The sequence below is a fragment of the Rhodopirellula baltica SH 1 genome, from assembly GCF_000196115.1.
In the GTDB taxonomy this organism is placed as follows: Bacteria; Planctomycetota; Planctomycetia; order Pirellulales; family Pirellulaceae; genus Rhodopirellula; species Rhodopirellula baltica.
In genome coordinates this window covers 2,982,780-3,009,395 of the sequence record NC_005027.1, presented here as the reverse complement: position 1 = coordinate 3,009,395, position 26,616 = coordinate 2,982,780, and the positions used below count along the sequence as shown (strand labels likewise).

At 54.8% G+C, this 26,616-nt stretch carries 23 protein-coding genes; 11 read left to right on the top strand and 12 right to left on the bottom strand.

Annotated features, from left to right (window positions below; translation table 11 throughout):
• Positions 1 to 2 precede the first annotated feature (2 nt).
• The 3 genes from RB_RS11670 to bcp are packed head-to-tail and all read right to left on the bottom strand — an operon-like array spanning position 3 to position 5,248.
• The gene (locus RB_RS11670; protein WP_164922826.1) at positions 3 to 2,873 is read right to left on the bottom strand and encodes an Hsp70 family protein; all 2,871 of its coding nucleotides are present in this window, start codon (positions 2,871 to 2,873) and stop codon (positions 3 to 5) included.
• A gap of 7 nt (positions 2,874 to 2,880) precedes the next feature.
• Positions 2,881 to 4,746 carry an Hsp70 family protein gene (locus RB_RS11665; RefSeq protein WP_164921899.1) on the bottom strand — a complete coding sequence of 622 codons (1,866 nt, stop codon included), beginning with the start codon at positions 4,744 to 4,746 and terminating at the stop codon, positions 2,881 to 2,883.
• Positions 4,747 to 4,750: 4 nt separating this feature from the next.
• On the bottom strand, positions 4,751 to 5,248 hold the full coding sequence (gene bcp / locus RB_RS11660) for a thioredoxin-dependent thiol peroxidase (protein WP_007337529.1): 498 nt from the start codon (positions 5,246 to 5,248) through the stop codon (positions 4,751 to 4,753).
• Between the two features lie 249 nt (positions 5,249 to 5,497).
• Between bcp and rsfS the strand changes: the two genes are divergently transcribed.
• The 3 genes from rsfS (at position 5,498) to RB_RS11645 (ending at position 8,554) form a co-directional block, all read left to right on the top strand.
• Entirely contained in the window at positions 5,498 to 5,959 is a 462-nt protein-coding gene (gene rsfS / locus RB_RS11655) for a ribosome silencing factor (RefSeq protein WP_231846419.1), read from the top strand.
• Positions 5,960 to 6,021: 62 nt separating this feature from the next.
• A complete protein-coding gene (argS, locus tag RB_RS11650) occupies positions 6,022 to 8,037 on the top strand; it encodes an arginine--tRNA ligase (RefSeq protein WP_011120594.1) in 2,016 nt (671 codons plus the stop codon).
• A gap of 124 nt (positions 8,038 to 8,161) precedes the next feature.
• The gene (locus RB_RS11645) at positions 8,162 to 8,554 is read left to right on the top strand and encodes a hypothetical protein (protein ID WP_007324801.1); all 393 of its coding nucleotides are present in this window, start codon (positions 8,162 to 8,164) and stop codon (positions 8,552 to 8,554) included.
• Positions 8,555 to 8,755: 201 nt separating this feature from the next.
• Here the strand turns inward: RB_RS11645 and RB_RS11640 are convergent, their stop codons facing one another.
• Both RB_RS11640 and RB_RS11635 read right to left on the bottom strand, forming a co-directional pair.
• Positions 8,756 to 10,864, bottom strand: coding sequence for an adenylate/guanylate cyclase domain-containing protein (locus tag RB_RS11640; RefSeq protein WP_011120593.1), 2,109 nt, complete (start codon positions 10,862 to 10,864; stop codon positions 8,756 to 8,758).
• A 71-nt stretch (positions 10,865 to 10,935) separates the two neighbouring features.
• Entirely contained in the window at positions 10,936 to 12,231 is a 1,296-nt protein-coding gene (locus tag RB_RS11635; RefSeq protein ID WP_011120592.1) for a BaiN/RdsA family NAD(P)/FAD-dependent oxidoreductase, read from the bottom strand.
• A gap of 220 nt (positions 12,232 to 12,451) precedes the next feature.
• Between RB_RS11635 and RB_RS11630 the strand changes: the two genes are divergently transcribed.
• From RB_RS11630 to RB_RS11620, 3 genes are all read left to right on the top strand, one after another.
• Positions 12,452 to 13,579: a fatty acid desaturase family protein gene (locus RB_RS11630; RefSeq protein ID WP_007324798.1), complete on the top strand. Its 1,128-nt coding sequence runs from the start codon at positions 12,452 to 12,454 to the stop codon at positions 13,577 to 13,579.
• Positions 13,576 to 14,502 (top strand): aminotransferase class IV, encoded by a 927-nt coding sequence (locus RB_RS11625; protein ID WP_164921898.1) that lies wholly within the window; start codon positions 13,576 to 13,578, stop codon positions 14,500 to 14,502. Before RB_RS11630 ends, RB_RS11625 begins: the two co-directional genes overlap by 4 nt.
• Before the next feature lie 427 nt (positions 14,503 to 14,929).
• Complete coding sequence (locus RB_RS11620; protein ID WP_011120588.1) at positions 14,930 to 15,706, top strand: transcriptional regulator; 777 nt, start codon at positions 14,930 to 14,932, stop codon at positions 15,704 to 15,706.
• A gap of 55 nt (positions 15,707 to 15,761) precedes the next feature.
• Here the strand turns inward: RB_RS11620 and RB_RS11615 are convergent, their stop codons facing one another.
• Entirely contained in the window at positions 15,762 to 16,625 is an 864-nt protein-coding gene (locus RB_RS11615) for a GAF domain-containing protein (protein WP_007324795.1), read from the bottom strand.
• A gap of 342 nt (positions 16,626 to 16,967) precedes the next feature.
• Here RB_RS11615 and RB_RS11610 point away from each other — a divergent pair, with 342 nt between their 5' ends.
• Positions 16,968 to 17,282 carry a hypothetical protein gene (locus RB_RS11610; RefSeq protein ID WP_231846418.1) on the top strand — a complete coding sequence of 105 codons (315 nt, stop codon included), beginning with the start codon at positions 16,968 to 16,970 and terminating at the stop codon, positions 17,280 to 17,282.
• A 66-nt stretch (positions 17,283 to 17,348) separates the two neighbouring features.
• On the opposite strand, the gene RB_RS11605 is transcribed toward RB_RS11610, so the two are convergent.
• The 4 genes from RB_RS11605 to rph form a co-directional block, all read right to left on the bottom strand.
• Positions 17,349 to 18,956 (bottom strand): serine/threonine protein kinase, encoded by a 1,608-nt coding sequence (locus RB_RS11605; protein ID WP_164922824.1) that lies wholly within the window; start codon positions 18,954 to 18,956, stop codon positions 17,349 to 17,351.
• A gap of 20 nt (positions 18,957 to 18,976) precedes the next feature.
• Positions 18,977 to 19,897 (bottom strand): ATP-dependent sacrificial sulfur transferase LarE, encoded by a 921-nt coding sequence (gene larE / locus RB_RS11600; RefSeq protein WP_164921897.1) that lies wholly within the window; start codon positions 19,895 to 19,897, stop codon positions 18,977 to 18,979.
• Positions 19,894 to 20,952 carry a Gfo/Idh/MocA family protein gene (locus RB_RS11595; RefSeq protein WP_164921896.1) on the bottom strand — a complete coding sequence of 353 codons (1,059 nt, stop codon included), beginning with the start codon at positions 20,950 to 20,952 and terminating at the stop codon, positions 19,894 to 19,896. Before RB_RS11595 ends, larE begins: the two co-directional genes overlap by 4 nt.
• A gap of 174 nt (positions 20,953 to 21,126) precedes the next feature.
• Positions 21,127 to 21,867, bottom strand: a complete 741-nt coding sequence (gene rph, locus RB_RS11590; RefSeq protein WP_007330546.1) for a ribonuclease PH — start codon at positions 21,865 to 21,867, stop codon at positions 21,127 to 21,129.
• Between the two features lie 77 nt (positions 21,868 to 21,944).
• Here rph and RB_RS11585 point away from each other — a divergent pair, with 77 nt between their 5' ends.
• Entirely contained in the window at positions 21,945 to 22,136 is a 192-nt protein-coding gene (locus tag RB_RS11585; protein WP_164921252.1) for a hypothetical protein, read from the top strand.
• Positions 22,137 to 22,192: 56 nt separating this feature from the next.
• Positions 22,193 to 23,086 (top strand): C39 family peptidase, encoded by an 894-nt coding sequence (locus tag RB_RS11580; protein ID WP_007337514.1) that lies wholly within the window; start codon positions 22,193 to 22,195, stop codon positions 23,084 to 23,086.
• A 29-nt stretch (positions 23,087 to 23,115) separates the two neighbouring features.
• Here the strand turns inward: RB_RS11580 and RB_RS11575 are convergent, their stop codons facing one another.
• Positions 23,116 to 23,973 (bottom strand): carbon-nitrogen hydrolase family protein, encoded by an 858-nt coding sequence (locus RB_RS11575; protein WP_164921895.1) that lies wholly within the window; start codon positions 23,971 to 23,973, stop codon positions 23,116 to 23,118.
• A gap of 165 nt (positions 23,974 to 24,138) precedes the next feature.
• Here RB_RS11575 and sthA point away from each other — a divergent pair, with 165 nt between their 5' ends.
• A complete protein-coding gene (gene sthA, locus RB_RS11570) occupies positions 24,139 to 25,632 on the top strand; it encodes a Si-specific NAD(P)(+) transhydrogenase (RefSeq protein ID WP_007325276.1) in 1,494 nt (497 codons plus the stop codon).
• Between the two features lie 2 nt (positions 25,633 to 25,634).
• On the top strand, positions 25,635 to 25,931 hold the full coding sequence (locus RB_RS11565) for a DUF202 domain-containing protein (protein WP_007330542.1): 297 nt from the start codon (positions 25,635 to 25,637) through the stop codon (positions 25,929 to 25,931).
• Positions 25,932 to 25,937: 6 nt separating this feature from the next.
• Here RB_RS11565 and RB_RS11560 read toward each other — a convergent pair whose 3' ends face one another.
• Entirely contained in the window at positions 25,938 to 26,570 is a 633-nt protein-coding gene (locus RB_RS11560) for a TerB family tellurite resistance protein (protein ID WP_007325274.1), read from the bottom strand.
• Positions 26,571 to 26,616 lie beyond the last annotated feature (46 nt).

The window sequence follows — 26,616 nt, the reverse complement described above, 5'->3', positions numbered from 1 at the left end:
ACTCAGCCTCGCAGTTCGATCCCCAGCGGCAGCGTGTCACCGAAAACAGCTTGTTGTTCTTCGTGGTCGAGTTGGCCACCGTTCTTGACCAATTCAATCCAGTGGTCGGGTGCGCCAAGTCGATCCAGCAAGCTCAAAGCTCGATCTCGCGTGGGTTGGTCAACGTCACGAAATCGGTCATCGCAACGACGAGTCATTTGAGTGATCGTGAAGGCGGCCAATCGCTTGGTTGCTTCGTCTGAGGTGTTTAGCGACGGCGAATGCGAAAGCTTTTGTAGCCAATGTGAAACGTCCGTCGCCGGAAGGATTAAATTCAATGGCCCATACGCAAGGACGCGAGACGCGAGGCGGCCGAGCGTCCAAAACAGACTCGGGTACAGCGGGGAAGCCTTTTTGCGGTCGAGCGATTCCATGACGGCGGTCGCGAAAGATCGTTTTTGGTCGATGGGCAGTCGCTCCAGCGAACCGATCGTCCGCCACGCCTCGTTGGCTTCGGCCATGTCCTGGTTTGATGTTCCCGCGAGTAGCCATCTGCCCAGCGAGGTCGCCAACTGACTTTGTTGACCCGCCGTCATTCCACCCGCGATGCGTCGCCACATCACGTAAGACTCAGCGCGGACCTGGTGATCGGGATGCGAAATCTTTCCGTAGATCATCCGCCAAGTTTGCGAGGTTCGCCAATCATCCACCGCGACACCGTAACCGGGACGCAGGGCGAAGCCAGCTAAGTTCAACCAACGGGATTCATGAGCGGGCGACCGGCGACGATTTTCTTGGACATCCATCAACGATTCCCATAACTGACGAAGCAATGCCGGTGGCCATTGATCGCGGGAAGTGCCGATGGTGGTTTGAAGCCGCTTGATTAGCAGCGAAGGTTTGAGCGTGCCTTCAACGAAGACCCGCGAGATCAATTGGCGACATTCGTCGAGGGTTTCTTCATCAACAATTCCAGCGGACTCACCGGCATAGTCATGAGATTCGCGGTCGGTTTCGAGGGTTCCACGGATATCAAATTCCAAACGCCAACGTTTGGCGTCAGAGACGCAAAACAGCCCGACCGTGCCGATTTCCGAAAGCTCCGATTCGATCACGATTTGCATCGTGGATTGGTCACGCCGTTTACGATCTTTGAGCGCCGTTTGAATGGGCGGCAACGGCGTCATCGTATTTGGGTCAATGTCGACCACCTCGCCGGGTCGGTCAGCCAGACGAGTGCTACTGACCCAAAGTGGAAAACTAACCGGCACACCAACTCGCAAATCCATTGGAACTTGATCGATACGGAAGGATTGGCCGGCTTGCGCATCAGCGGGAATCACACAAACCGCTCGCGGCGGGTTTTGTTCGATCTGCATGAAGTAGGTCCGAGCCAAGTTCGCGGCGATGCGAACCCCATGGCCCCGCCGGACCATCGCGTAGTGAGCGGCACCTTGAGCGACCGCCAAATCCAACCGTGCGGATTCCAGGACGGCGGGTTCCGAAAACCACTTTGTCAGTGAGCCGATGACTCGCTCGCGAATCGCGGGTGCCGTCAGCACGCCTCCATTGAAAAGTACCAAGTTGACCTGGTCGCTTTCTTTGAGTTTTGACGGATCGGCCGCGGTGCCATCGGCCGTTGCGTCGTCCAAGCCGGTGCGGCGATGTTCGCGAAGGAATTCGGCCAGGTGTTTGGTGACGGCGGGGTCAGCAGCGTATGGCAGACCGACTTCTTGAAAACCGCTTTGTTGCGAATCGACTTCGCATTCCATCTCCACATCGGGAAAGAATCCGTCGAGCAACAATGAGTCGACTTCTTCGGCGGTCATTTCGACACTGAGCCCGCCACCGATCAGCGACGATCCTTCACCGGGCAAGTGAATCGTGGTGCGTTCAGGACGTGGTACTGAGAGAAATGTCTCTTTGGTTTGTCTTGCCGCTGCCAATAGTTGTTGCCATTGCCGCGGCGATAACGTCCGGCCAAGCTTGGCTTCCGCCGCTTTGGCGACCGCCAAATCAAGATTGTCTCCACCGAGAATCAAGTGTTTTCCAACGGCAACGCGATGGAACTGAACGACGTTCGATTGGTCGTTCGAGTCAGCCGGACGCACGCGAATGAGTGTCAGGTCGGTCGTTCCGCCGCCGATGTCACATACCAGAATCAGTTGGCCGACTTGAACCAAGTCTTGCCACTCGTTTCGGTGGCGATCCAGCCAAGCGTAGAATGCTGCCTGTGGTTCTTCGATCAATTGGATGCGAGGCAGTCCCGCCATCTTGGCCGCCCGAATTGTCAACTCGCGAGCGACCTCGTCAAACGATGCGGGCAACGTGATCACGATGTCTTGTTGTGACATCGGATGATCGGGGTGTTCGGCATCCCATGCGTCGGCCAAATGTTTTAAATAGCTTGACGAGGCGTCCGCCGGCGATCGTCGTGGAACATCATGGTCGCCATGCCAAGGCAACAAGTCCGCGGTCCGGTCCACTCCTTCATGAGACAGCCAGCTTTTTGCCGACGCGATTTGTCTGCCAGGATGCAGCAGCCCAGCGATCCGGGCGTACTCGCCCACGCAGGAAGCCAGGGCATCATCCGTTGGGTTTAGCCAATCGTGAGCGTCACTGCGCGGGAGCTTCTCAGAAGGATGAAGTGTGTAGTGGAACGACGGCAGCGTTGAGCGAGATTCCGCCACACCCAGGTCGACCCATTGGGGCACCAAAAAAGTGTGGACGGTGAATTCAGCGTTTGCGTTGGCTGGGGACGCACCGGTATCCGTGGCGGAGGCTTCCGTATCGACATAGGCCAGCACACAGTTGGTTGTGCCTAAGTCGATTCCGATGCAATAACGCGGTGGAAGTGGATCGTCGTGTTCATCCGATGGATTGCGAGAATTCATGTCGAGATTACGACTCGTCTTCTTGGCGAGCGTTGAATTCAAGTTTCCAGTGGCGATCACCCCGTTTGTCATGACACCAAAGCTCAAACATTCCAAGCTCGGTTACACGTGATTCAAACTGCACCGGAACGAAGCTCTGGGCTGGTTCGTTGTCGGCCGCGCCGGATGCGGAGTCTTCGCCCCGATTTTGGTCCAACGTCAATTCAATCGGTTCACTTTCTTGAAGCTCCGTGGGGCTCCAGCGATCCAACCGGTCGCCTGGTTGGTCGCCTGCACGAGTTGTTGACGAGAAGAATCGAAAACGGGCTGGCGTACCGACAACGACGCCGACTTCCTGTCCAGGAACTTCGGCCTGGGTGCCTTCTTCCATTCCCTGAGCGGCGACGCAGACGGCGCGCAAGGGACGAGGAGCGCCGGGGATTGCCATGCCCGCGGTTTCGATTCCGATGTAGAAGGCTTTGGCCGTGCCGCCACGAATACGGATTCCGCCATGAGTTTTGGTCCAACCGTAGTAGGCGGCACCAATCGCGACGGCGTGATCCAAATCGTCTTCCGACGACAAAGTATTGACGCTGGAATCGGTCCAAGAAGAAAGCGTTGATTCCAACCGTTCTCGCATCACCGGACTTCGGAAAACACCGCCATTGAGCAGCAAGTGGGTCACCGGGCCGATGCCTTCATTGTCGCTGTTCAGTGCGGATTGATCGGTTAGGAAGGCCGCAATGTGTTTCGTGATGGCAGGATCCGATTCGTAAGGCAAGCCGACGTCTTGGAAACCGCTGACCACGTTGGCTTGAGGCCGATCCTGTGGTGCACATTGTGGGAAGAAACCATCCAGTAAAAGTGTTGCCGCATCGCTGCGCTGGATTTCCGTGGTGATGGTTCCGCCGATCAGCGAACTTCCTCGACCAAGTACCGAAATGGACTGCGAGTCGGGACCATCGTGACTGAGCAATCGTTCTTTTGCGTCACGGCAGGCGTGCCAAAGTGAGGTGCTTTGCCAAGGATCCAGGTCGTGACCGGACTGGCGAAATTGCTCGGCGGCTTGATAGGCCAATGCGAGGTCCATGTTGTCACCGCCGACCAACAAGTGATTGCCGACCGCAACGCGTTTCAACATCAGTTCGCCAGCTTCTTCTTCGACACCGACCAATGTCAGGTCAGTGGTGCCGCCGCCGACATCGACCACCAACATGGTGTCTCCGTCGGATAACGATTTGCGCCACTTGCCATCGGTCGATGCGAGGTAGCGATAGACCGCTGCTTGAGGCTCTTCCAGAAGAACAAAGTTCTCGTTCAATCCAGCTCGAATGGCAGCACGCCGAGTCAGTTCGCGGGCTGCTGGATCAAACGAAGCCGGAACGGTCAGTACGACTTGTTGCTGATCGATCGGAGCGTTGGGGAATTGGGCATGCCACGCCGCCACCAAATGACGCAAAAAGATGCCGGTGCATTCGACTGCGGAAACTCGCGGGATTTCATCAGGCGATTGCCAAGGAAGCACCGGGGAATCCGGATCCACCTTACGCTGACACAACCAACTTTTCGCGGCGACGATGACACGTTGTGGGTTGTCGGCGGCCTGCTGCCTTGCGTACACGCCTGCGACCCCTTCGGTCGAGGACGGGAACCGCGCGTGTTCGCTGGTCACTTCCAACGCGTCAACTTCCTGATCGCGAGGCAAGTATAGGAACGACGGCAATGAAGTCCGCGACTCGATTTGGCCGGATGCGACGACCTGCGGGATCGGTAGCAACTGAATCTCAGGGGCTTGGTCAGCCGTTTTGACTTCCGCGTTGGATTGAGGAGCGTACGCAACGACGCTGTTGGTCGTTCCGAGGTCGATTCCGATGCAATATTTTTGCTCACTCATGGGATCAATTTTGCTCTGCGAGTAAAGCGAGTGCATCGAGAACCTGTTGGTCGTGGCCGTCGACTCGAACACGTTTCCAAACCTTGACCACTTTGCCTGCGGCGTCGATCAAATAGGTCGAACGTTGGATGCCCATCGACTTTTTGCCGTACAGGTTCTTCTCCCGGTATGCCCCATATTTCTCACTCATGGCATGATTTTCATCGACGAGCAGAGGGAACGGCAATTCAAACTTGTCACGAAATTGGATGTGACTTTCGGCTGAATCGGTGCTGATGCCGAACAATTGTGCTCCCGCGGATTGCAGTTCAGCGTATCGATCGCGAAACGCACAGGCCTCTTTGGTGCATCCAGGTGTGTTGTCTTTGGGATAGAAAAACAAAACGACCGGGGCACCAGCCAAATCTTTCAATTTGACGGTCTGGCCGTCCTGGTCTTTGAGCGTGAAGGCGGGAGCCTTTTTGCCTGGTTCGATAAAATCAGCCATGATGAAACGCCCCATTTGGGGGCATATGGATTGAAAGGAGGCGGATGGGACAGGGCATTGTTTTCGATCGGCCAAGTTGTCGCCAGCGGGGGCGGATCGACCGAGACCAGCGATTGGATCCGAGGCGGGAAAACACGACAGAAACACGCATCTGTATGGTGTTTGACGGGTGCCCCCAAAAAACAAACGCGTTACACTACGGGGCAACTCCGAGACGTGGGATTGCTCCACCCTCCATTCTTTCCCCATTCGCTTGAAAGTTGTTTGAACTTGTCTGATCAACCGCCTTCTTCCTCCAACGACACCCCATCTGCTGATCCTATGGCTTATCCCAGTCGGGCAATTCGTCCGCATGGATTGGAAGATGCTCGCAAATTGGCGACTGAGGCCGCTCGGGTCGCGTTGGACAACAACGGTCAAGATGTGATGGTGTTAAACGTCAGCGAGCAATCGGCTGAGTTTGATTTCTTCGTCATCGCCACTGGAACCAGCCGTCGTCAATTGCATGCGATCAGCGAGCAAACCGATGACGCACTCGAAAAAGGTTTGGGCGATCGGCGTCAAGGAATCGAAGGCTATCAAGAGAGCAGCTGGATCGTGCTTGATTACGGCAGCGTCGTTGTTCATCTGTTCGATGAAGAGACCCGTGAGTACTACGACCTGGAATCTTTGTGGGCCGATGCCACCCCCATTCCGCTGTCGGATCTTGGTTTGACGCAACGCTGAACCGCGTTTGGACGTCCCATTTCTTTTTCTTCCCCACCTTTTCTTCAGGTGTGTAGGTTTCGATGCATCTACCCAATGTTCTTCAAGCACGATTTGTTCAAGCCCTCGAGCCTTTGACGGACTCACCCAGCGATTACGCAGGAATGATCCGACCCGCGGCTGACCCAAAGTTTGGTGACTACCAATCCAACGCCGCCATGCCATTGGCGAAACGGGTGGGCAAGACATCTCGAGATGTTGCGGCCGAACTGGTGCAAAACCTCAATGTCACCGATCTATTTGAAGAACCCGAGGTCGCCGGACCCGGATTTATCAATTTGCGTCTGAAGGATTCGGTCCTTTTTGATTCGATTCAACAGATGCTGTTGGACGAACGAGTTGGTGTCTCGAAAACCACCGACCCGAAGAAAGTCATCGTCGACTTCTCTTCGCCCAATGTGGCGAAGCCCATGCACGTAGGGCACATTCGCAGCACCGTGATCGGTGATTGTCTGGCCCGGACGCTGCGTTTCTATGGCGAAGATGTTGTCACCGACAATCATTTGGGTGATTGGGGCACTCAGTTTGGAATCATCATTTATGGTTATCGAAACTTTGGCGATCCCGCAAAAGTAGCTGCCAACCCAGTCCCAGAATTATCCGCTCTGTATCGGTTGACCAACCAACTGATCGAATACCAAAAAGCCAAACAGTCGCTCGCAACGATGGCGGACAAGCTCGCCACGGCGAAAAGCGATGCTAAGACGGCGAAAGAGGTGTCTGACCAATCGGAATCGGACGAGAACCTCAAGCCAAAAGATAAAAAGAAGCTCCGGAAAAACGCCGAAGCTGCGACTCGCCGAGTTGCCTCGATCGAGGCAGATATGAAGTCACTGAAGGCCAAGATCGATGCGGTTGATAGTGATACCGAGTTGTCCAAATTAGCTTCAGAACACTCTGACGTGGATGTCGCGGTTCTTCGAGAAACGGCCAAGCTGCATGAAGGCGACCCCGAGAACTTGGCATTGTGGAAAGAGTTCTTGCCTCACTGCCAAGACGAAATCAACCGAATCTATGACCGCTTGAACGTTCAATTTGATCATACGCTCGGCGAAAGCTTCTATCACGATCGATTGGCAGGTGTTGTCGATCACCTCACCACGCTTGGACTGACGACCAAAAGTGATGGGGCGATATGCGTCTTTCTAGAAGGGTTTGATAGCCCCATGATCATTCAGAAACGCGATGGCGCGTTTTTGTACGCGACGACGGACTTGGCCACGCTTCAGTATCGTCGAGATGAGTTCCAACCTGACGAGATCTTGTATGTAGTGGATTCGCGTCAAGGCGAACACTTCAAGAAGTTTTTCGCGATGGCTGAGCCTCTGGGCATGGCCGAAGTCCAATTGGTGCATGTCAATTTCGGGACGGTATTGGGGCCTGATGGTCGCCCTATGAAGACTCGTAGCGGTTCGCTCATTGGTCTGGAAAGCTTATTGAATGATGCCGTGAGTCGTGCCAAAGAGGTGGTTTGTAATCCGGACCGTTTGGCGACGATGGATCCCCCAATGGGCGGAGAGGAACAGCAGCAAATAGCAGAAATCGTTGGCATTGGCGCCATTAAGTACGCGGATTTGTCGCACCATCGAACGAGTGACTACAAGTTTGATGTCGACAAAATGGTCGCTTTGGAAGGCAACACTGCGACCTATGTGCAGTACTCATACGCTCGGACCCAAAGCATTTTGCGGCGTGCGTCCGATGGTGAAGGCCTTCCCGCATTTGAACAGGCCATTGAACAAGCCGCCGCGACACAACCGATGACTTTTACCCACCCCAACGAGCGATCTCTCGCGTTGATGTTGATGCGTTTTGAAGAAGCGATTGAACAGGTCCGTTTGAATTACGCACCCAACGCGTTGTGTGATTACCTGTTTGAAACCGCAAAAACATACTCTTCGTTCAATGAGAGTTGCCGCGTACTGGGCAATGATGATCCCGCGGTAATGCAAACCCGCTTGGCTTTGGTTGTGTTGACCGGTCGAGTCCTCAAGAAAGGGTTGTCATTGTTAGGAATCGATGTCGCGGAGCGCATGTAGGTCAACTTCTATGACAATGTCATCTATTTTATGACTGTTGTTCCCTTTGAAGTATTGACAGTAACTCTACTTTTTATAACGTGTTGCGGAATTAAGTTTTCTAAACACACTTATGGAGTAAAACGTGGCCAAAAAATCTGGTGGACCGAACAAGTCACAAGCGATTCGTGATTACTACGGAGCGAACCCCGACGCCAAGCCAATGGAAGTTGCGGCTGAACTGAGCAAGAAGGGAATCGTCGTCACGCCTGCTTTCGTTAGCACCGTGAAGTCCACCACCATGGGCAAGTCTGCTAAAAAATCCGCTCGCAAGTCGGCTAAGAAGTCGGCTCCAAGCGTGAAGAAGAGCAGCACAGGGGCCAAACGCGGTCGTCCAGTTGGTAGCACCAACAAGGCAACAGCAAGCAACGAAGTTTCGTTGGACTCACTGTTGCAAGTGAAGCGCATCGTGGAAGAAATGGGCAGCGTCCAAGATGCAAAGAATGCTTTGACCGCACTCGAAAAATTGATGGGCTAAGACTCGTTCAACCGAGTCATTTGTCCTTCCGATCAAAATCATTGATCGAGTCAGCAGCGAACCATGACAATTTGGTTCGCTGTTTTTTTATGCGCCCGGAGAAGTGGTCAATGCTTTGTCCGCTTGAGCTCGTCCGTCTAACGGACGAGAGGTCCATAGACGAATCGTCAAACGGTATCGAACCTTCGCATCGCCGGTGGGCTATTTGGGGAAATCGAGAACACCATCCCATCCCGGGGGGGCAATTCGATGATGTTGCAAGATCAGGCGTAGCAACACGTCCTTGGGACGGTCCCATGCTGGTAGTTCCAATAGTCGTTGGTAGGCCGAATCCCAATCACCACTGGCAAACTCTTCCCACCCTTGCTCATAAGCCTTGATCTGCGAATCCGTGAGGTTTTGGGGGCCACCGCTTGGGACGACCAATTGATAGACGTCGACCGGGATTTTCATGCCGGCAACTCGGACGCGACCTAATTTGCGAAGCCGAAACGGTGAGGGCTCATCGGTGGTTGGTATGTGTTTGAGCCACGCTTGCAATGCACTCGCCGAGGCGTGGTCCATGAGGACCTCGACTCCGAAGTGCTTGGTTAGGCCTTCTAATCGACTCGCCAGATTCACGACCGGGCCAAACGCCGTGACTTTGACCTGATCGACCGTTCCGATTCGACCCGCGACGGCGGGGCCAGATGCGATGCCAATCCCGCATCGAAATTCCGTTTGCCCCGTCGCATAATCCTTTCGGATTCCTGCCGCCGCTTTGGCGGCCGCTAGAACACTGGCAACGACGTGGGCCGATGCTGAGAGGTCTGAATGCGGATCGGACAATTGCAGCTCAATGGGCCAGCCCCAGAATCCCATGGCAGCGTCACCGTGGAAGTCTCCGATCACGCCACCGGTGTCGAGGATGTGACGGGTCATCACACCCAGCGCTGCACTGACCTGTTCGAGTAATAGGAGTAATTGGTCACTCTGCATCTCCGAAGTTCGTGAGAAACCGCGAAGGTCGCAGAACATCACTGATAAATCGCATTGTCGAGGTTGCAGCCAGCTTTGTGGGTCCTGGCCTGACAACGCGTCGAGAACGACGGGTGCGAAGAAGCGTCTCATTGCCAAGTGACGTTGTTGAAAGTGAGACGTTTGTCGGATACCTGAGATCAGAGATCCCACCACCTCCGCAAACTTCACGTCGTCACCCAATCGATCTGCCAGTGTGGCGGAGTCGTCAGAGAGTTCTTTCCAGTTGGATCCCAGTGCGCGTGATCCCGCTACATAGATGGCCCACCCTGAGCACGCTTCGCTTGTTAGAGGCACGCAAAAAGCCCAGTCAACATTCTCAGCCGCGGTGAATTCGATGCCACCATTGCGTTCGGTTTCCCACAGATGCAGAACACTTTCGCGGCGGTGAAGTGCTGTTGTGACCAAGCGAGCACTGACCGCGTGTTGTTGCGATCCATTGTCGCGGCAATCGTAGTGCAACACCTTCATGTCCGAAGGCGTTTCATTCTTTGGGGCATCGATATCGGAACCGACACGATCGGGAACATTCGCACGGACGATGGCCACCGCGGATGCCGATGGAGTCGCGCGTAGCAATGTGTCGGAAACGCGAACCAATAGTTCTTCATCGTCGACACTGCCGGCGACGATGTCGGGAAGGCGAGCAAGCAGTTGAATGCGACGTCGAGTGTCACGAAAGTCTCTTTCACGCAATACCGATGCGTCGAATGCCATCTCCGTGACACCCTCGGCACTGCCGATCATGGCAGAACGTTGCGACGGAGGGATCGGGCCTTCGCGTGGCGTCGACGCATCAATGGCACGCTCCTGAATGGACTGGCCTCGCATCACATGGCTGACGTCGTCCGTGAATCCGGGGCGGCGTGCGAGCGTGAAGGTGGTTTCACCAATCACGAAGTGTTCGCCAGGCACAACCACAAATCGGTCTCGGGGGCGACCGCGAAAGAAGATTGGGTTGCGTGCTCGAGCGTCTCGATGAACCTGAATGCGATCGTTTTCCAGGATGGTCAGAATCGCATGGCAGCGTGAGATGGATTGATCCCAAGCGACTTGCCAATGAATTGTGCGTGTCCGCCGACGGTCTCGCTGAAGGTTGATTTCTCGTTCGGTTGGTTCTGAATCCGCTGTGTCGGTGTCGGACAGTTCGCCACCGGAAGACTGCAGAGCGATTGGATCCGGCGAACCGGATGGTTGGCGGCCTAACAATACGTCCACGCCGGCGACCAATTCGGGAAGACCTTTGCGCCAACGGAATCCGTCACCGGCACCTTGAGCAATCAAATCAGGCATGCGGTGGTGTCGTCCGTGAGTGGAGGGTGGCGAATCGCAAGTTTTGATTTTCTATGATCGAGTCGTGTGTCTCAAGCATCGTCTGTTTGTACCGCGGCCAGTCCGGCGGCGCGGCCCGTGCTGAAGGCGGCTTGGAAGTTGTACCCTCCAATCCAGCCGTCAACGTCCAAAATTTCGCCGGCGATAAAGAGGCCTTTTGCCAATCGACTTTGCATCGTTCGCGGATCGACTTCGCTCAGTTTGACACCGCCGGCAGTGACTTCTGCTTTCGCGAATCCACGGGTTCCATTGACTGGTAGGTGCCAACGTTTGAGTTTTTCGATCATCAAATTGGCGTCTTTGTTCGGCAACTCTGCGAGCTTGCAGTTTGCATTGGTCGGATGGCTTTCTTCGCAGATCGCGAGTGCTAAGCGAGATGGCACCCATTGTTGCAAAACGTTCGCCACCGTCCGTTTGCCAGCTTCGCCCGACCGGCGGCCAAGGACTTCGCGGAGTTCGGCTTCACTGAGTTCAGGAACCAAATCCAATCGCATAACCGAATCTTGGATCCGCTCGTAAGCAGTCATGACACCACTGACATCCATCGCAGCCGGGCCCGAGAAACCAAAATGGGTGAATAGCCAGGAGGACCGTCGTTGAACCTTAGGCTTCTTGCCTGATCGATGGTCAGGAGTGAAGACTGAGACGTTGACGTCAGGCAGCGTTAGGCCGGATAGAGCTTGGGTTGCATTCGTGCCGCCCACCAAAGGAACCAGTGCGGGACGCGTCGCCACGATTGTGTGCCCGAGGGCTCGCAACCAATCGTACCCGTCTCCTGTCGTTCCGCACCCTGGCCAACTTCTTCCGCCGGATGTCACGATGACTCGGTCGGCGAAGATCTCGTCGGCACAACCGTTTTGCTCGAAACTGATTCGCCACTGGCGGGATGAGTCCGACGGCGGAAGAATGCTTTGGACCGCGCAACGCAGTTCCAAACGGACTCCGGCATCCAGCATGGATTGATGCAGAGCGTCCCGGACGTCGATGGCCCGGTTGCTAACAGGAAAAATTTTGCCCGTCTCTTCGCGTTTGGTTTCCACGCCCATTTCGTGAAACATCGCGATGACATCAGAGGGGCCAAACTTGCCAATGCTCGGTTGCAAAAAACGTTTCGCGTGACCGAACGCTTCGGTAATGCCCTTGGAGTCGGTGTCGTGAGTGATGTTGCAGCGAGTGCCGCCGGACATCAGGATTTTCACGCCCGTTTTGGTGTTTTTTTCGAGCAGCGTGACGCGTGCGCCCGATTGAGCGGCCACGGCAGCAGCCATCATTCCCGCCGCCCCGGCTCCCACGACGACGATGTGGAGACCGGTTGATTGGGTGGCCACTTGGGTCAAAACGTTGGCGTCCTATTCGTCTTCAAGAAGGTGTTTGGCTTCGCTCGGGTACCGTCGGCAACCATCTTGGCGAGGGGGAATCATTCGACGGCAACCGCTCATTGGCGGATTGGGATCACAAATCTGAATTGCATTTTGTTATCTCATTGACTAACTCTGATCTTACATCACAAGCGAAGACTCGTTCACACCCCTTTTTTTCCATAGTGAAATGAGCGGCACCACTCCAAACGCCTCCTGTCACGGATTTCGGTTCTCAGAGGCGCGAGCTCTTATCTCCGATTTGCAGCGTCCCAATCAAGCCATCTACTGGATTGACTTTTTGGGCTCGATTTTGGCGGGGCACGTGTTCCTCCACGGCATCTTTTTGTTGCCCTGGTTTTACGGATTCACACCGCAGGTTTGGGCTGGGATGGCCGTGTGCTATGTGTTGACACTCATCCTCTACATGCGGGCGTTGATGTTCATCCATGAACTGGTGCATTTACCCGAGAAAGGGTTCACTGCCTTTCGCATCGCATGGAACGCTCTTTGTGGAATTTTCTTCTTTGTGCCTTCGTTCCTTTACTATCCGCACGTCGACCATCATCGAAGAAAGCACTACGGGACTGAGCACGACGGTGAATATTTGCCTTTGAGCAACCGTGGGCCGTGGTTGATCGCAGTCTTCATTGGGCAAGCGTTGTTTCTGCCCCTGCTGGCGATCTTTCGTTTCCTGGTCATCAGCCCGGTGTGCTGGATCGTGCCGAGTTTGCGACCGCTCGTTCATCGTCACCTCTCAACCATGGTCGTTGATCCCTTTTATGAACGTCCCGATGCATCTCCCAAGGTGATGCGAATCGTGTTGTTACAAGAAGCTTTGTGTTTTGCCTGGTGTGTGTGGTTCCTGATTCGCGGCGGAATTTTGCGAGATCAATGGCTCGATCCGTTTTGGTTGATTGCTTATGCGGTTGGCGTCGGGATTCTCGTGCTGAACGAGGTTCGTACGCTGGGGGCTCATCGATGGACGAATGACGGTGGCGAGATGAGCTTTTCGGAACAGCTGCTGGACTCTGTGAACTATCCCAACCACGCTTGGGCCAGTGAACTATGGGGGCCGATTGGAACCCGTTTTCATGCCTTGCATCACTTATTTCCAAGGCTGCCGTATCACAACTTGGGCAAAGCTCACCGGCGACTCACTGAAGGGTTGCCTGCTGATTCGATTTATCATCAGACTTCTGCGGAATCATTGTTCTCAGAGATCGCGGCGCTTTGGCGACGTTCGAGAGCCTCTGAACACGGCGATGTCGTCCCGGCGGAGACGTCTGATTCCAACCATGTGGTTCCGTCAACTTGAGCGACCGTTCGCATACGCTCGGAGAAGCGAACATCGAATCGTTTGCTACGCACACCGCCTACTTTTGTTGTCCCGCATGGGGCGTCAGAGAATGGCGATCGTTTGATCAGATCTCATTGCCCATCAGCGATTTGGGTTTCCGCCAGGGTGTGACCGCAGTCGAACGGCTTCGAACCTATGGCGGAATGGTTTTCTGTGCCGAGCAGCATTTGCTGAGACTGCGTGAGACGCTTCGATTGTTGAAGATCGAAAATGGGCCTTCCACCGGTCAGCTCGAGAGGTTGATTGAGGAATGTTTGAAATTGAACACTGAGTTGGTCCGGCAGGTTGATGTGGGGATGACCATTTGGGTGACCGCGGGATCATCCAAGTTTGATCCCACCTGGGCTGTGCACCTCAACGCGATCGACCACGAGGCGGTGGCAGATCGTCAAATGCATGGTCAGCCCATCGTCATCACGAATGTGGTCCAGCCACCGATGGAGTCGTGGCCTCGCCAGGCGAAAGTTCGAAATCGCTTGCACTACTATCTTGCTGATCTCGAAGCAAAGCAGGTCGATCCCGACGCGACGGGGATGCTGCTGGATTTGGACGGCAGTGTGACAGAGTCGAGTGTGGCGAACGTCGCGATTGTCCGCGAAGGTCGATTGGTCGTCCCACCGGAAAAAAAAGTGTTAAAAGGAGTGACGATTGGCCTCCTTCGGCAGTGGGCGAATGTGCAGGGGATCTCGTGTCTGGAGTCGCCTTTAATGCCGGATGACCTTCATGCAGCTGATGAGATTTTGCTTGCAGGGACGGATACGGGCGTTTGGTTTGCCAGCAATTGCACACAGGGGGGGGATCTGCGTCAGAGAGGGGCGGTCTGCCGAATGATGCAGGAAAAGTTACTGCGATCTGCGAACCGCCCGAACAGCGGGGTCTAGGCTTGCCTGGGGGCCCTAGGGGAAATGTAGGGCTTGTCTTCCGTTAGGTCATTGCGCATATTCACCCGTCCGATGCAGGTAGTGTTCGCAAATGCGAATCAAAGTTCGGATTGATATCACTTGCCCCGTGATGTCAACCACTTTGTAGGTGGTCTTGTGGGGACTGCATTGTGCCCCATTGGCAGTCTCCGCAGACCACCACTTTGAATCACATTGAAATGTTTTGAAAACGCATTGGGCTTAGCCTTCTTGTCGAGCGGCATATTGCGAAAGTTGCGCCTTCGGTGCCCTATCTGAAGCGATACCTCAAGTGGTGTGATAAGATCGCTCTCTCGAGGCATCGTATTGACGTGGAGTGGCTCTTGTGAATCCGAATCGATCGGGTTCAGCCTCGGTGCTTTCCTCCCCATAAGGGTCGAGGGTCGGAATGGTCCAGCAGGTATCCGCCGCGATTCATCGATTGGCCTACCGTCGTCCATTCACGGAGGATCGACGGGTGGTGGATCGTTGGCTGAATACTCATTTCAGCGTTATCTTGACCACCGGCATGCTTGAGAGTGGATCGAATCGTTTTGATGCGCCCTCGATTGAGTTGCCAGTCGAATCCCTGCGCGGGTCACTCACCGAACTGCGATTGGAGTCGGGTGTGTTCTTACTGGACCGCGAGCGGAGGTTGATCGCTTGGAACCAAGCTCTCGAAGATCTGTTCGTCGAGGTGGAGTTCACCGCTACCGAAACGTTGCCATCCGGGTTGCCCGGCGAGATGGTTCAAATGTTGTTAGGTGGAAGCGAGTTGATCGCCCTGGGAGCGTTTGAATTGGACTACTCGTTTCAATCCAAAGACGACCGCGGACGAATGTGTGTTTGGGATGTCAGTAGCATTCGGCGCGAGTTCCATTCGGGCGGCAGCGCAATCAGTGCAACGCTTGTTCGCCCGGTTGCGCTTTTGAAGGCTGATGCGACGGAAGAGGGTTTGTCGCTGAGTGAGTCGTTGTTGGTCTATCAACAATTCGACTCGGTCGATCGTCAAATTTGCGAAGCGATCGCGATGGGAGATACCACCGGGGACATCGCCACAATGGTCGGGCTGACTCGGCGTTCGGTCGAAGTTCGCCGTGCGAAGATCCTGGAACGTTTGCAATTCACGCGGCCGGTCGAGATTGTCCGGTTGTTGGTGCGTTTGGAAGAGAACGGCTTGCTTTAAACCGGCAAGCAGCGAAACACGTTGCCGATGTTGCCACGCAAAGCGTTAACAAACGTTACGCAGGAGCGGTTTCGGTGATCTTGAGATTGAACGCGTTGTAGTCCGAAGCGATTCCGCGCGTTGCCAATCGATCTTGAATTGAACGTCCTCGTTCAATCACCAGCGACATTTCGTGGTCTTCAAGCAAGATTTCGAATTGGTCCGTCGCGAGGTGCCCAATCAAATAGTCGGACCCGAATTCATCTTTGATCGCCGAAACGATCTCAGACAATTTGGTTTGAGCGTTGAACTTGATATCAACTCGAAGCACGTTTGAAGGTCTTCCCAAACGATTCGCACGTTCGCGTTCTCGTTGAATCAATCGGCTCCAACCTTCCCGGTTGAAGTAGCTCGTTGTCGGGTCAACCATTTGATGCAAGGAATTGCGATCGCTTTTTCGCTGCAGCGATTGCAATTGCAATTCCATTGAAAGATAGCCACCCAGCAATCGAGCCAGCAGTTGGATCAACGGCAGGTGATCTTCGAACTGTTCTGATTGGATCTCCGGATCGATGCCACACAGCGTGCCAAACAATTCGCCATCGCGGTCCAGAATTGGGACGCCGGCGTAGGCAGCAATCGGGAGCTTTTGAGAGATTTTGGACTGAGCAAAGAGCGGGATCTGCTGAGCATGCCGGGCGATCTGAGGTGCCGTGCCTTCGATCATGTGCTGGCAATAAGAATCGGACCACTGGATCATGTCGCCCGAGTCGACGGGATAAACGTCGTTGGGATCGGAGCGGTCCAGGACGATCCAAGCTTCGTCCTCCGTGCGGGTGATCATCCAAAGTGCCAACCCCGTGGTTGACTGGAGGTGCTCGAGCACGACGCGGCTTGCTTCACGAAAATTCATCGTGGGCGCGAGCAGATTCTGAATCATGGCAAGTCATTTGCAACATGGATGGTGATTCGAGCCCGTCTACCTTAACGAACCTGTGCACTTCCTAGCTCTGATTATGACAGAACGCACGACGATCATACACCCAAAATCTGACGTTCGATGTGCGCTTGATTATGCGAAAATTACATCTCCGTTGGGGGGGCGCGTGGCGGGGCCGGAAATGGGCGGTGGCCACAAAATCGCGATTTCTCGCGGGCCCTGATTCTGCAAAGTCGCCAGACTCGTTATCTTACCACCATGCCTGCGGATTCCGATCTCAATACGAACGAATGCCGAACTGCCATTCAGCAGCGTGACGCTGCTTCATTGGCGGATTGTCTGATGGCCCATTCGTACGTTTTGATTCATTTACGCGACGAAGACGACTCGGACGAACTTGGGGCGTTGACCGCCGAATTAGACGGTTCGCCTTATTTGGTGGCTTTCACCGGTCAGTCATCTGCGGCTGAATTTGTGGAGCTACGAGCGGACCTTTTTGGCGATGATGAAGTCGGTGGCTTCATCGTCGATGGAGAAACGTTGCTCGATTACATCGCCGAAGGCTACGGGTTGCTGCTCAATGCCGATCTGAAATCGATGTGCCGGGTTGACTCGGAATTGGTTTCCGATGTTCTCGACGAATTGAATTTGGACTGAGCCCTTTACCGGGCACCGTCCTTCTGAAGTTTCGTATTGCCAGCTCGGATCCTTGAACCACCACGTTCAACCGATTCGCGGCGAGAAAAGTCGATTGAATTCAACTGCGGATCTTCGATCGCTCGGGCCGTCGATCACCGCGGGCTCGTCGAGTCCTAATTCCAAGCGATCTGACAACGGCACCAACGCGCGAAACGTTTCCAAGACCTGTGATTTTTCGTTTCTTAATTCATCGACCAAGTTGCGAAGTTTGTTCTTGGTTTCATTGGCGTCTCTTCGAGCACCGATGCCCATTTGGATTTGGTATCGCATGACCAACGCGAGTGCGCGATAGAGTCGCGACGTGTTGGCGGACTGTTCGACCCCGGCAAGCGCCGCCGATGCTTCGGGCCAGCGTTGCTCGTCGATCAGCAATCTCGCAAGCTGCAGTGCCGCTTTCAAATGATAGATTTCCTCTTCGGGAGTGATCTCGTCTTTGGGAAAGTAATCCTCCACCGCTTTCCATGCTGGCACGCTGTCCAGCGAGATGGCTTGCCAATATTGATCTTCGATACTGGCGGTGCGCGTGACCCTGGGGACTCCGATGGTTTGAGCAACCGATGGAGCTTGGGTCCAGATCGCGATTCCCCATCCAGCCAGCGCGGCAATGCCTGCTAACGCGATCACACCGACCCACCGCATCGTGTCGTGTCGTCGATCGTTTGCAATCGCATCGGTGACTCGTTGAAGTTGAATTGTCGCGGAGGTGGATCCCAAATAGTTCACAGCAGCGGATGTGCGATCGGAATCGATTGAAGTCGTTCCATTGGAGCACGAGCCGTTTCCGACTGGCGTTGCCGGCAAGCCAGATTCGGAAGGCGATATGTTGGCTCGAATAACGTCGAGCAGTTCCATTGCAGATGCGAATCGTTCACCCGGTGTCTTTCGCAGCAAACGCATGATTGTGGCGACCAACCAAGGCGGTAGGTCAGACGATCCGCGAGCATGGTCGAGCGGTTGCGGCATTTCGTGCAAATGCTTGACCGCTAACGCCAGGGGTTCTTCGGCATCAAAGGGTGGCTGACCGGCCAGCAAGTGATACAAGGTCACGCCGAGCGAATAGAGGTCGCTTCGGCCGTCGACCTTGTGCCCTTGGATTTGTTCGGGACTCATGTAGCGAGGTGTGCCGAGTGTCAAACCCGCCCGAGTCAGATCCACCGCACTGGCGTCGGTGTTGGACAACACACGTGCCAACCCGAAGTCGGTGACTTTGATCGCACCGTCACCCGAACGCATGATGTTCTCAGGCTTGATGTCGCGGTGAGTGACTCTAGCAGCATGGGCGACCACGAGCGCCTCCGTCACACAGCGAAGAATTTCAATCCCTTCCTTCGCGGTGAATTGCCCTGATTTTTGCAAGCACTGTTTGAGATTTGAACCGTCGATCAACTCTTGCGCGATGAAGTGGGTGCCCTGATGGTCACCGATTTCATACACCTGAACGATGCTGGGATGATTGAGGCAAGCCGCGGCTTGTGCTTCACGTTCGAATCGTTGCAGATCTTCTTGACTGGTTTGTGGTGTGCGTCGCAACACTTTCAACGCAGCATCTCGTCGGAGCTTCAAATGTTTGGCTGCGTAAACGTCCGCCATGCCACCGCTGCCCAAGCGGCGCAAGACTTGGTAGTCACCCACGCGACAGCCAACTAGATCGCTCACGAAAGTGCCTTTGTGCCGTTGGGGGAAGACTCGCCGTGACTTGGTTGGCGAGACGAAGATGAGTTGGACATGGAAATCGGCCGGTCGGGTGTCAGTTGAACCAGTTCAGGTTCGGACAATCCGCGGTTTTGACTTCCGCTGGACAGGCCACCTAACTCCAAGGTGACATATCGAAAGCCCATTGTAATGAATGAGCCAACCAAATCTTCGTTTTGTGTCCAATCCAGGACCTTGGCGAATTCATGTTGGGGAACTTCGATTCTGGCCAATTCGTCTGCGTGCAGCCGAACCCGGCAATCCGAGACGCCACGTTCGCGGAGCCATGCTTCGGCAGTTTCAATCCGTTGCAATCGTTCAGGTGTGACTTCAACGTGATACGCGATGCGGCTGGCCAAACACGGGGAAGCCGGAAGGTCCGCATTTTCCAAATCGAAATGAGCGGCCAATTGACGGACTGCCGACTTGCCAATTCCCAGATCGGCCAACGGTGTTTGGACACGAGCCTGAGTGCCCGCGGTGATGCCCGGACGGTGATCGCCTAGGTCATCCGCGTTGGTTCCGGAGACGATCGTCGCACCGCGTTGCTCAGCGATTGGCGTTAGGAATTCATAAAGCGTTTGTTTGCAATAGAAGCAGCGGTCCGAGTGGTTCCTCCGGTAAGACGATCGGTCCGATTCATCGGTCGAAACAAACTGATGCGTGATTCCAACTTGCTCGGCCACGCGGCGAGCCCAATCCAGTTGCCACCGAGCGACGGCCGGTGACTGAGCAGTGACTGCAACAACATCGCGACCCGTTCGATGCGCCGCCGCCGCAACAACGCTGCTGTCGACGCCACCCGAAAACGCAACAACCAATCCGCCCATCTCTTTCAAGTGAGCGATCAGTTGGTCGGCAAGTTGTTGAACATCGGTCATGAACGGCGACTCGCCATTTGCATTTCGCAAATCGTTAAAGCATCAGTTGCGAGTTGTGCGTCAAGCACCGGATGCAAGGGTCCGCCCGCGACGACCGCTGCGGCCGCATCGATCTCACTGACGAAACCATCAATCGGATCTTGCTCGCCTAAACCGGGGCGTTCTAGTTGTCCATCGTTGTGCATGACAGTCAGAGGAATCGTGTCCGAGGAACCATCGCCATAAGCGGCAAATTCAAAACGCACAGTGGCCTTTTCGAATGAGACCTCATAACCATGGGTGAATCCGCGAGCCGGGGAGTCGATCACGCCGCCGGCCAGACTGACCACGGGTGTGACACCATAAGAATCGGCTGACGGAGAATATTCCAGAATCGTTTCGTATCGCTTGGGAACGCCTTGTTGGTTGTGGCTGACGCAGTGAGCCGCCGCTGGCATTCCGAACAACACGCGAGCCAAGTGGGCGTCATGCACCTGCAAGTCGATCAGGGGACCGCCAACTTTTTCGGGGTCATAGAAATCAGGAATCCAATCCGGTGGACTGATCGTCCGAGAGAATCGACCTGTGATGGGATCGCCAAAGCGACCGTCGGATTTTGCTTCGACGAGGAAGCGAAAGGCGGGCATGAATGGCAGAATATGAGCGACCATCAATTGCCCTGGTTCAGCAATGTTCAGAAGCGAACGTGCCGCGTCCGAATTCAATGCGAGCGGTTTCTCACACAGCACTTTCTTGCCGGATGCCAAGATTTTTTTGATGGCATCGACGTGAAGATGAGGTGGCAAACATACATCGATCAGATCGATGGAATCATCTTCCAAAAGTCCGTCCAGGTTCTCGCTGACGTTTAGTCCGGACACATCCCATTGTTCACCGGGCGGTCCAAAGTTGCCCTGGATACCTCGCCAATCACCTGCTCGCTTTTTTGCATCTCGGCTAGCAAAACCAACCAACTCCGCGGTCGTACTGCGTTGGTAAGCGAGCGTGTGGATCCAACCCATGAATCCGACGCCTAAGATGGCGGCACGCATGGGGGTGTTGGCGTTCGAAGACATACACTGAACTGGCAAAAGGAGGGACGACGGCACACGGTCGATTTGCCTTCGGCTGAGGAAGGATGGCGATCCGCGTGTTTGCACCGCCGGTGATCGAAGTTTGGAGGGATAGCAAAGCGAAGTGATTCGAGTGGAAGCCGTGCAAACGCAACGACTCAATCCGATTGGTGGCGACTACACGGTTACCAGTTGAGCTTTTTGGAGTTTGGTCAATTCGGCGATACCAATTTTGCCCAAACGCAGAAGTTCTGCCAATTGAACGTCGTCAAACGTGGCTTCTTCGCCGGTGCCTTGCAGTTCAATGAAGCGACCCGAACCGGTCATGATCACGTTCATGTCGACGTCGGCAGCCGAGTCCAGTCGGTAGTCCAGATCCAAGACGACATCTTCGCCGATGACACCCACGCTGATCGCTGCGACAGAATCGCGAAGAACGGCGGTTGGGTCGACGGGAGGATCGAGTTCAGGAATCGCCGCCAATTGCGACACTGCCAAAGACAACGCGATGTAGCCGCCGGTGATCGAAGCGGTGCGGGTGCCGCCATCGGCTTGAAGAACGTCACAATCGACCGTGATGGAACGTTCCCCCAGGGCATGCAGATCAACGATCGCGCGCAGGCTGCGTCCGATCAAACGTTGAATTTCTGTCGTCCGGCCGTCCACTTTGCCGCTCCGGTCGCGTCGCTTTCGTGGGCTCGTGCTGCCCGGCAACATGTTGTATTCGGCGGTCACCCAACCTTTGCCCCGACCTTCCATCCACGGCGGAACGTTCGTTTCGACCGATGCTGTGCAAAGCACGATCGTTTTACCGCTTTTGTAAAGAACGCTGGCGGGGTTGGATTCTAAGTACCCGCATTCGATTTCGACGGGGCGGATTTGATCGTGGGGGCGGGCGGAATCGGTGGCGGAGTTCATGCGTTGAGTGGGCTTCGCGAGCAGGGAGATGGTGAAACCGGCAGCCTATCTGACTTTGGGCCTTCGATGGATAGGCGATGCCCAAAAAGAAGGTTGGCACGGCAAGTGCTCAAAGGCATCAGCCGAAGCAGACCTCGGCGGAAGTTCGTTTTTTTGAGGCGCCCGCGCGAAAATTGGGCGGTGTCGAGAGCCGAAAGTCGATTGTTATGAGAGGGATTGATGAAGCCAAGGTTAAATTGTTGTTTGTGCTGAAGGTCATCGGTTGGTAACGTTAATTTAACGGAATGTTAACTTTGGCCCCGTTGTTGTGCCCTCGGAGGTGTTTATGGACCTGGATTTCGCTCGCCCTGATCTCGAACTGGCTTTGGCAGTGATCGTGGTGACATTGATGACTTTGGGTGCCTATCGCCTGGGATGCCGCTTCCAATCCGCTTCGGAACGATCGGACCGCTGGGTGTTTTTGGGGTTGGTCGGGATTTCGTTCTTATTCGCCTGGAGCTTCTTCGGTCGCCTGATTTGGGCTGAAGCCATCACATCATCCGCGGCCCTCTACTGGTCCAACGTAACACCTGTTGTTCTGGCGTTCTCCGCGGGAATGGCGGGGCACGCGGTCGATTTGCGTCGCAATTTTCGGCCCGCTGTCGCTGGGATCATGATGACATTGGCGGTTGCTTTCGTGATCACGCCTATTGCTCGTCCGGTTCTGTTTCCCTTGGATTGGGATCAACCTCGTGAACCACAATGGATGTCGCAGTGGCATGATGGTGTCTACATCCAGTCCAACTCTGCCAGTTGTGCCCCCGCTGCCGCCGTCACACTCTTGGATCGATCGGGGATCAAAGCCGACGAACAGGATCTTGCCAAATCTTGCTTGAGCAGTTCGCTGGGAACCGCACCTTTGGGACTTTACCGTGGTCTGTCGACCGTCGCGCACCAGCACGACCGAAAGGCAAAGGTTGCGTCTCGCAATCCCAGTCTTTGGCTTGAGAAAGGTCAACTTCCCAATGTCGCGTTGGTTCGATTTGGACTGACCGGCGACAATCCTCAGGACAACGGTTTCTTAGGCAATGTTACGGTCGGGCATGTCGTGACTGTGCTGGGCCAGACCGACGGTGGTCGCTGGTTGATCGGGGACCCTGCGGTCGGCAAGGTTTCCTGGAGCGACGAAGAACTGCGACGACGGTTCACGGGTGAAGCCATCTATTTGGCCGATCAGTGAATCGAATCGTTGATTGACAAAAACGAAGTTCAAGCGTCGTCGGGTGATTCGTTGGCCGCAATTGATTCACTGAGACGTGAATACATCTCGGGACGTCGATCGGCAAACCGGTCGATGACGTGTTTTCCAGGCGTGCGTTCGATGCGTTTGTTACGGGCCTGTTCCAAATCGATGTCGACGATCAGCTCCGTTTCCTCAGCTCCTTTTGCGCGAGCCAGTTCCACGCCGTCGGGGCCACAGATCGAACTCAAGCCGCAGTATTCGAAGCCGCGTTCTTCACCAATTCGATTTGCGGCAACGAAGAACAAATGGTTTTCCATGCTTCGCGCCGGGGGAACAATTTCTGCGGTGCGAGAAGCAGCGACTGGCCAGTTGGTTCCCAGTGCAATGACATCCGCACCGGCCAGTCCCAACGCTCGCATGGGTTCCGGGAAGGAACTGTCGTAGCAGATTCCCAGTCCCACATTGCAACCCGATTGAGTGGTAAAAGTTTGATCGCAAAAAAGTCCGCGATCGACGAAGCGGTCCACGCCCAGGTGTGGCAGGTGGACTTTGTTGTAGCGTCCGAGCAACCCGGACCCATCGATCATCAAAGCTGAGTTGTGGAGCTCGTCCCGATCCTTCCGAATCAGCGTTCCAATCGTGATTGTCAGTCGATTGGCTTGGCAAGCTTCGATCAAACGGCCGATTGCGGGGGAATCAATTGTGGGGGCGGCGTCGAGTGCTTCCTCACGACTTTCGTATCCGTATCCCGTAAGCGTGCATTCAGGGAAAACGGCGAGTTCGACGCTTTGTTTGCCGAGCTGTTCCATCTTCTTGCAGACGTCGTCGACGTTCTGATCGACGGACGCAAAATGGACACCGGTCTGGACGCAAGCAATCAACATCGTACAAACAAGACTTATTCGACGGGGTGACGGATTCTTTCGAGCCATGATTCGAACAGAAAACGACGCTCCGTGGTACCCAATCATGTCGAGACACGAAGCGAACGGTGAGGCGGCCAACGCTGAATTGACTCGCGATTCATTGCAAATTTCAGGGAACGAGTCATGTCATCAGCGACCGAATCCTCCTCGTCCAACGGGGCGGCGTCGCCCGACGAAACACCGGATATCAATTTGCCTGCCCCCGAAGCGAAGCCAGCCGCCAAGCCCGCACCTGACAAATTTGATTTTGATTTATTTGTCATTGGCACCGGACCGGGCGGCGAAGGTGCCGCCATGCAAGCTGCGAAAGGTGGATTGCGTGTTGGTGTTGCGGAACGCTATCGGCAAATTGGTGGTGGTTGCACCCACTGGGGGACAATCCCCAGCAAGGCCCTGCGATACGCAGTGACCAGCACCATGAAATCGCTGAAGAATCCTGTGATGCGAGAAATGGGATTCGCGGCCAGCCCGAGCATGGAACAGCTCAACCGTGGTACGCAGGCGATCATCGGCCGTCAAGTCACCATGCGGCAATCGTTTTATGATCGCAACTCGGTCCCGATCTCTCGCGGACAAGCACGCTTTGTCGACGAGCACACGATCACGATCGACAACGGGGAATTGATCACCGCGGCCGCATTCGTGATCTCAACCGGATCGCGACCTTACCGTCCCAAAGGCGTTGACTTTTCACATCCCAGAATTTTCGATAGCGACACGATTCTGGAAATGAAGGACAAGCCAACATCAATCACGGTGTATGGCGCCGGCGTGATTGGAACTGAATACGCTTCGATGTTTCGCAACCTGGGGATCAAAGTCAATTTGATCAACACGCGAGACAAGTTGTTGGAGTTCCTGGACGACGAAATCATTGATGCGTTGTCGTATCATTTGCGTGATCAGGGCGTCATCATTCGCCACAACGAGACAATGGAAAGCATCGAAGGCCTGGACGATGGCGTGATCTTGCGACTGAAAAGTGGCAAAGTGCTCAAGACCGATGTGTTCCTGTGGGCGAATGGTCGCCAAGGCAACACAGATGACTTGGGGCTGAAGAACCTTCCGATCGAAGCAAACAGTCGCGGCCAAATTGTCGTCGACGAGCATTTTCAAACTTGCTTGCCGCACATCTACGCCGTCGGCGATGTCATTGGAATTCCTTCGCTAGCCAGTGCCGCTTACACGCAAGGCCGCGCCGCGGGAATGCATTTGTTGGGGCGAGTGGATGGCAATTTACGGCTCAACGACATTCCAACAGGCATCTACACCAGCCCCGAAATCAGCTCGGTCGGTTCGACTGAACGTGAATTGACCGAGCGGTGCGTTCCCTATGAAGTTGGCCAAGCACAATTTCGCTCGCTGGCCCGTGCTCAGATCACCGGTGAAACCACCGGCATGTTGAAGCTATTGTTTCATCGCGAAACCAAAGAGATCCTTGGCGTGCACTGCTTTGGTGCCAACGCGTCGGAGATCATTCACATTGGCCAGGCGATCATGAATCAACCGGGAAGGCAGAACACGATCGATTACTTCATCGAAACGACGTTCAACTATCCAACCATGGCCGAAGCGTATCGAGTCGCGGCGTTGAACGGACTCAACCGGCTTTTTTAAATATGAGCGAACCCGGCACCGAATCGACATCTGAATCAACCGGCGATCTGCTCGCACGCAAACGGAACGACTTGGCGGTGATCCGAACGGATCTTGCTAACGAGCGGACGTTGCTGGCGTATTTGCGGACGTCGTTGATGATGGTGGGAACCGGGGGAACGCTGATCAAGTTCTTCGGCGAGTCTCGCGAATTATTGATCGCGGGATATGGCGCGATCGGGATCGGTGCGGTCGTTCTGTTGGCCGGTTTCGTTCGCTTTCTTCAAACCATGCGACGGGTGCGATCGGATTGCCAATGAACGCGGTCAAACGCCTGCGTACATCAGCGAATCTTCGATGACCGCTTCAAATTCGGTTTCGGTTAGCTCGAGTAGATCTTTTAGGCGACCGAGTTGACGAATTTTGGCATCGGAGACTTCTTCCTCGCAGGACGAGGCCGCTAGGAACATAGCCTGTAGAGCGAGCAAACGCTGTTGCATGTTCCAGCGTTTGGAAACGGTCATGACATAGTTTTGCGTTTCAATTCCCGAATGCATGGCGACCGAACACAGCCGCCCCAGTTCTTCTCGGGAGATCGGGTTTTCCAGAATCACTCGGCTGATTCGAAGTAATGACTGAATCTCGGGTTCGGAGATTTCTTCGTCTTCCAACGTCATCAAAACGCAGGACCGAATTGCCTCGTTGCGAAACTGATTTTCGCGAACTTGTTCGTGCGTGCGTTGGTCGATGTGCAGAACGCTCAGATCCCAGGGCGATTTGCAGTTGTCGCACTGGATGAACGGTTCGGGGGCGCTGATCGGAATGACCGGGATGAAATACAGGGTCAGAAACGTGCGTTTCGTACGATGACGGTAACCCTGGATCGATTCGCAGGTTGGGCAGTAGAACTCCCCCCGTTCCAGGGTCCGAGTCAACTGCATGGTGCTGATGAAAATCATGTTCTTTCTCGGTCCGTTGTCATCGATACCGGCTCTTTAGCGGCGC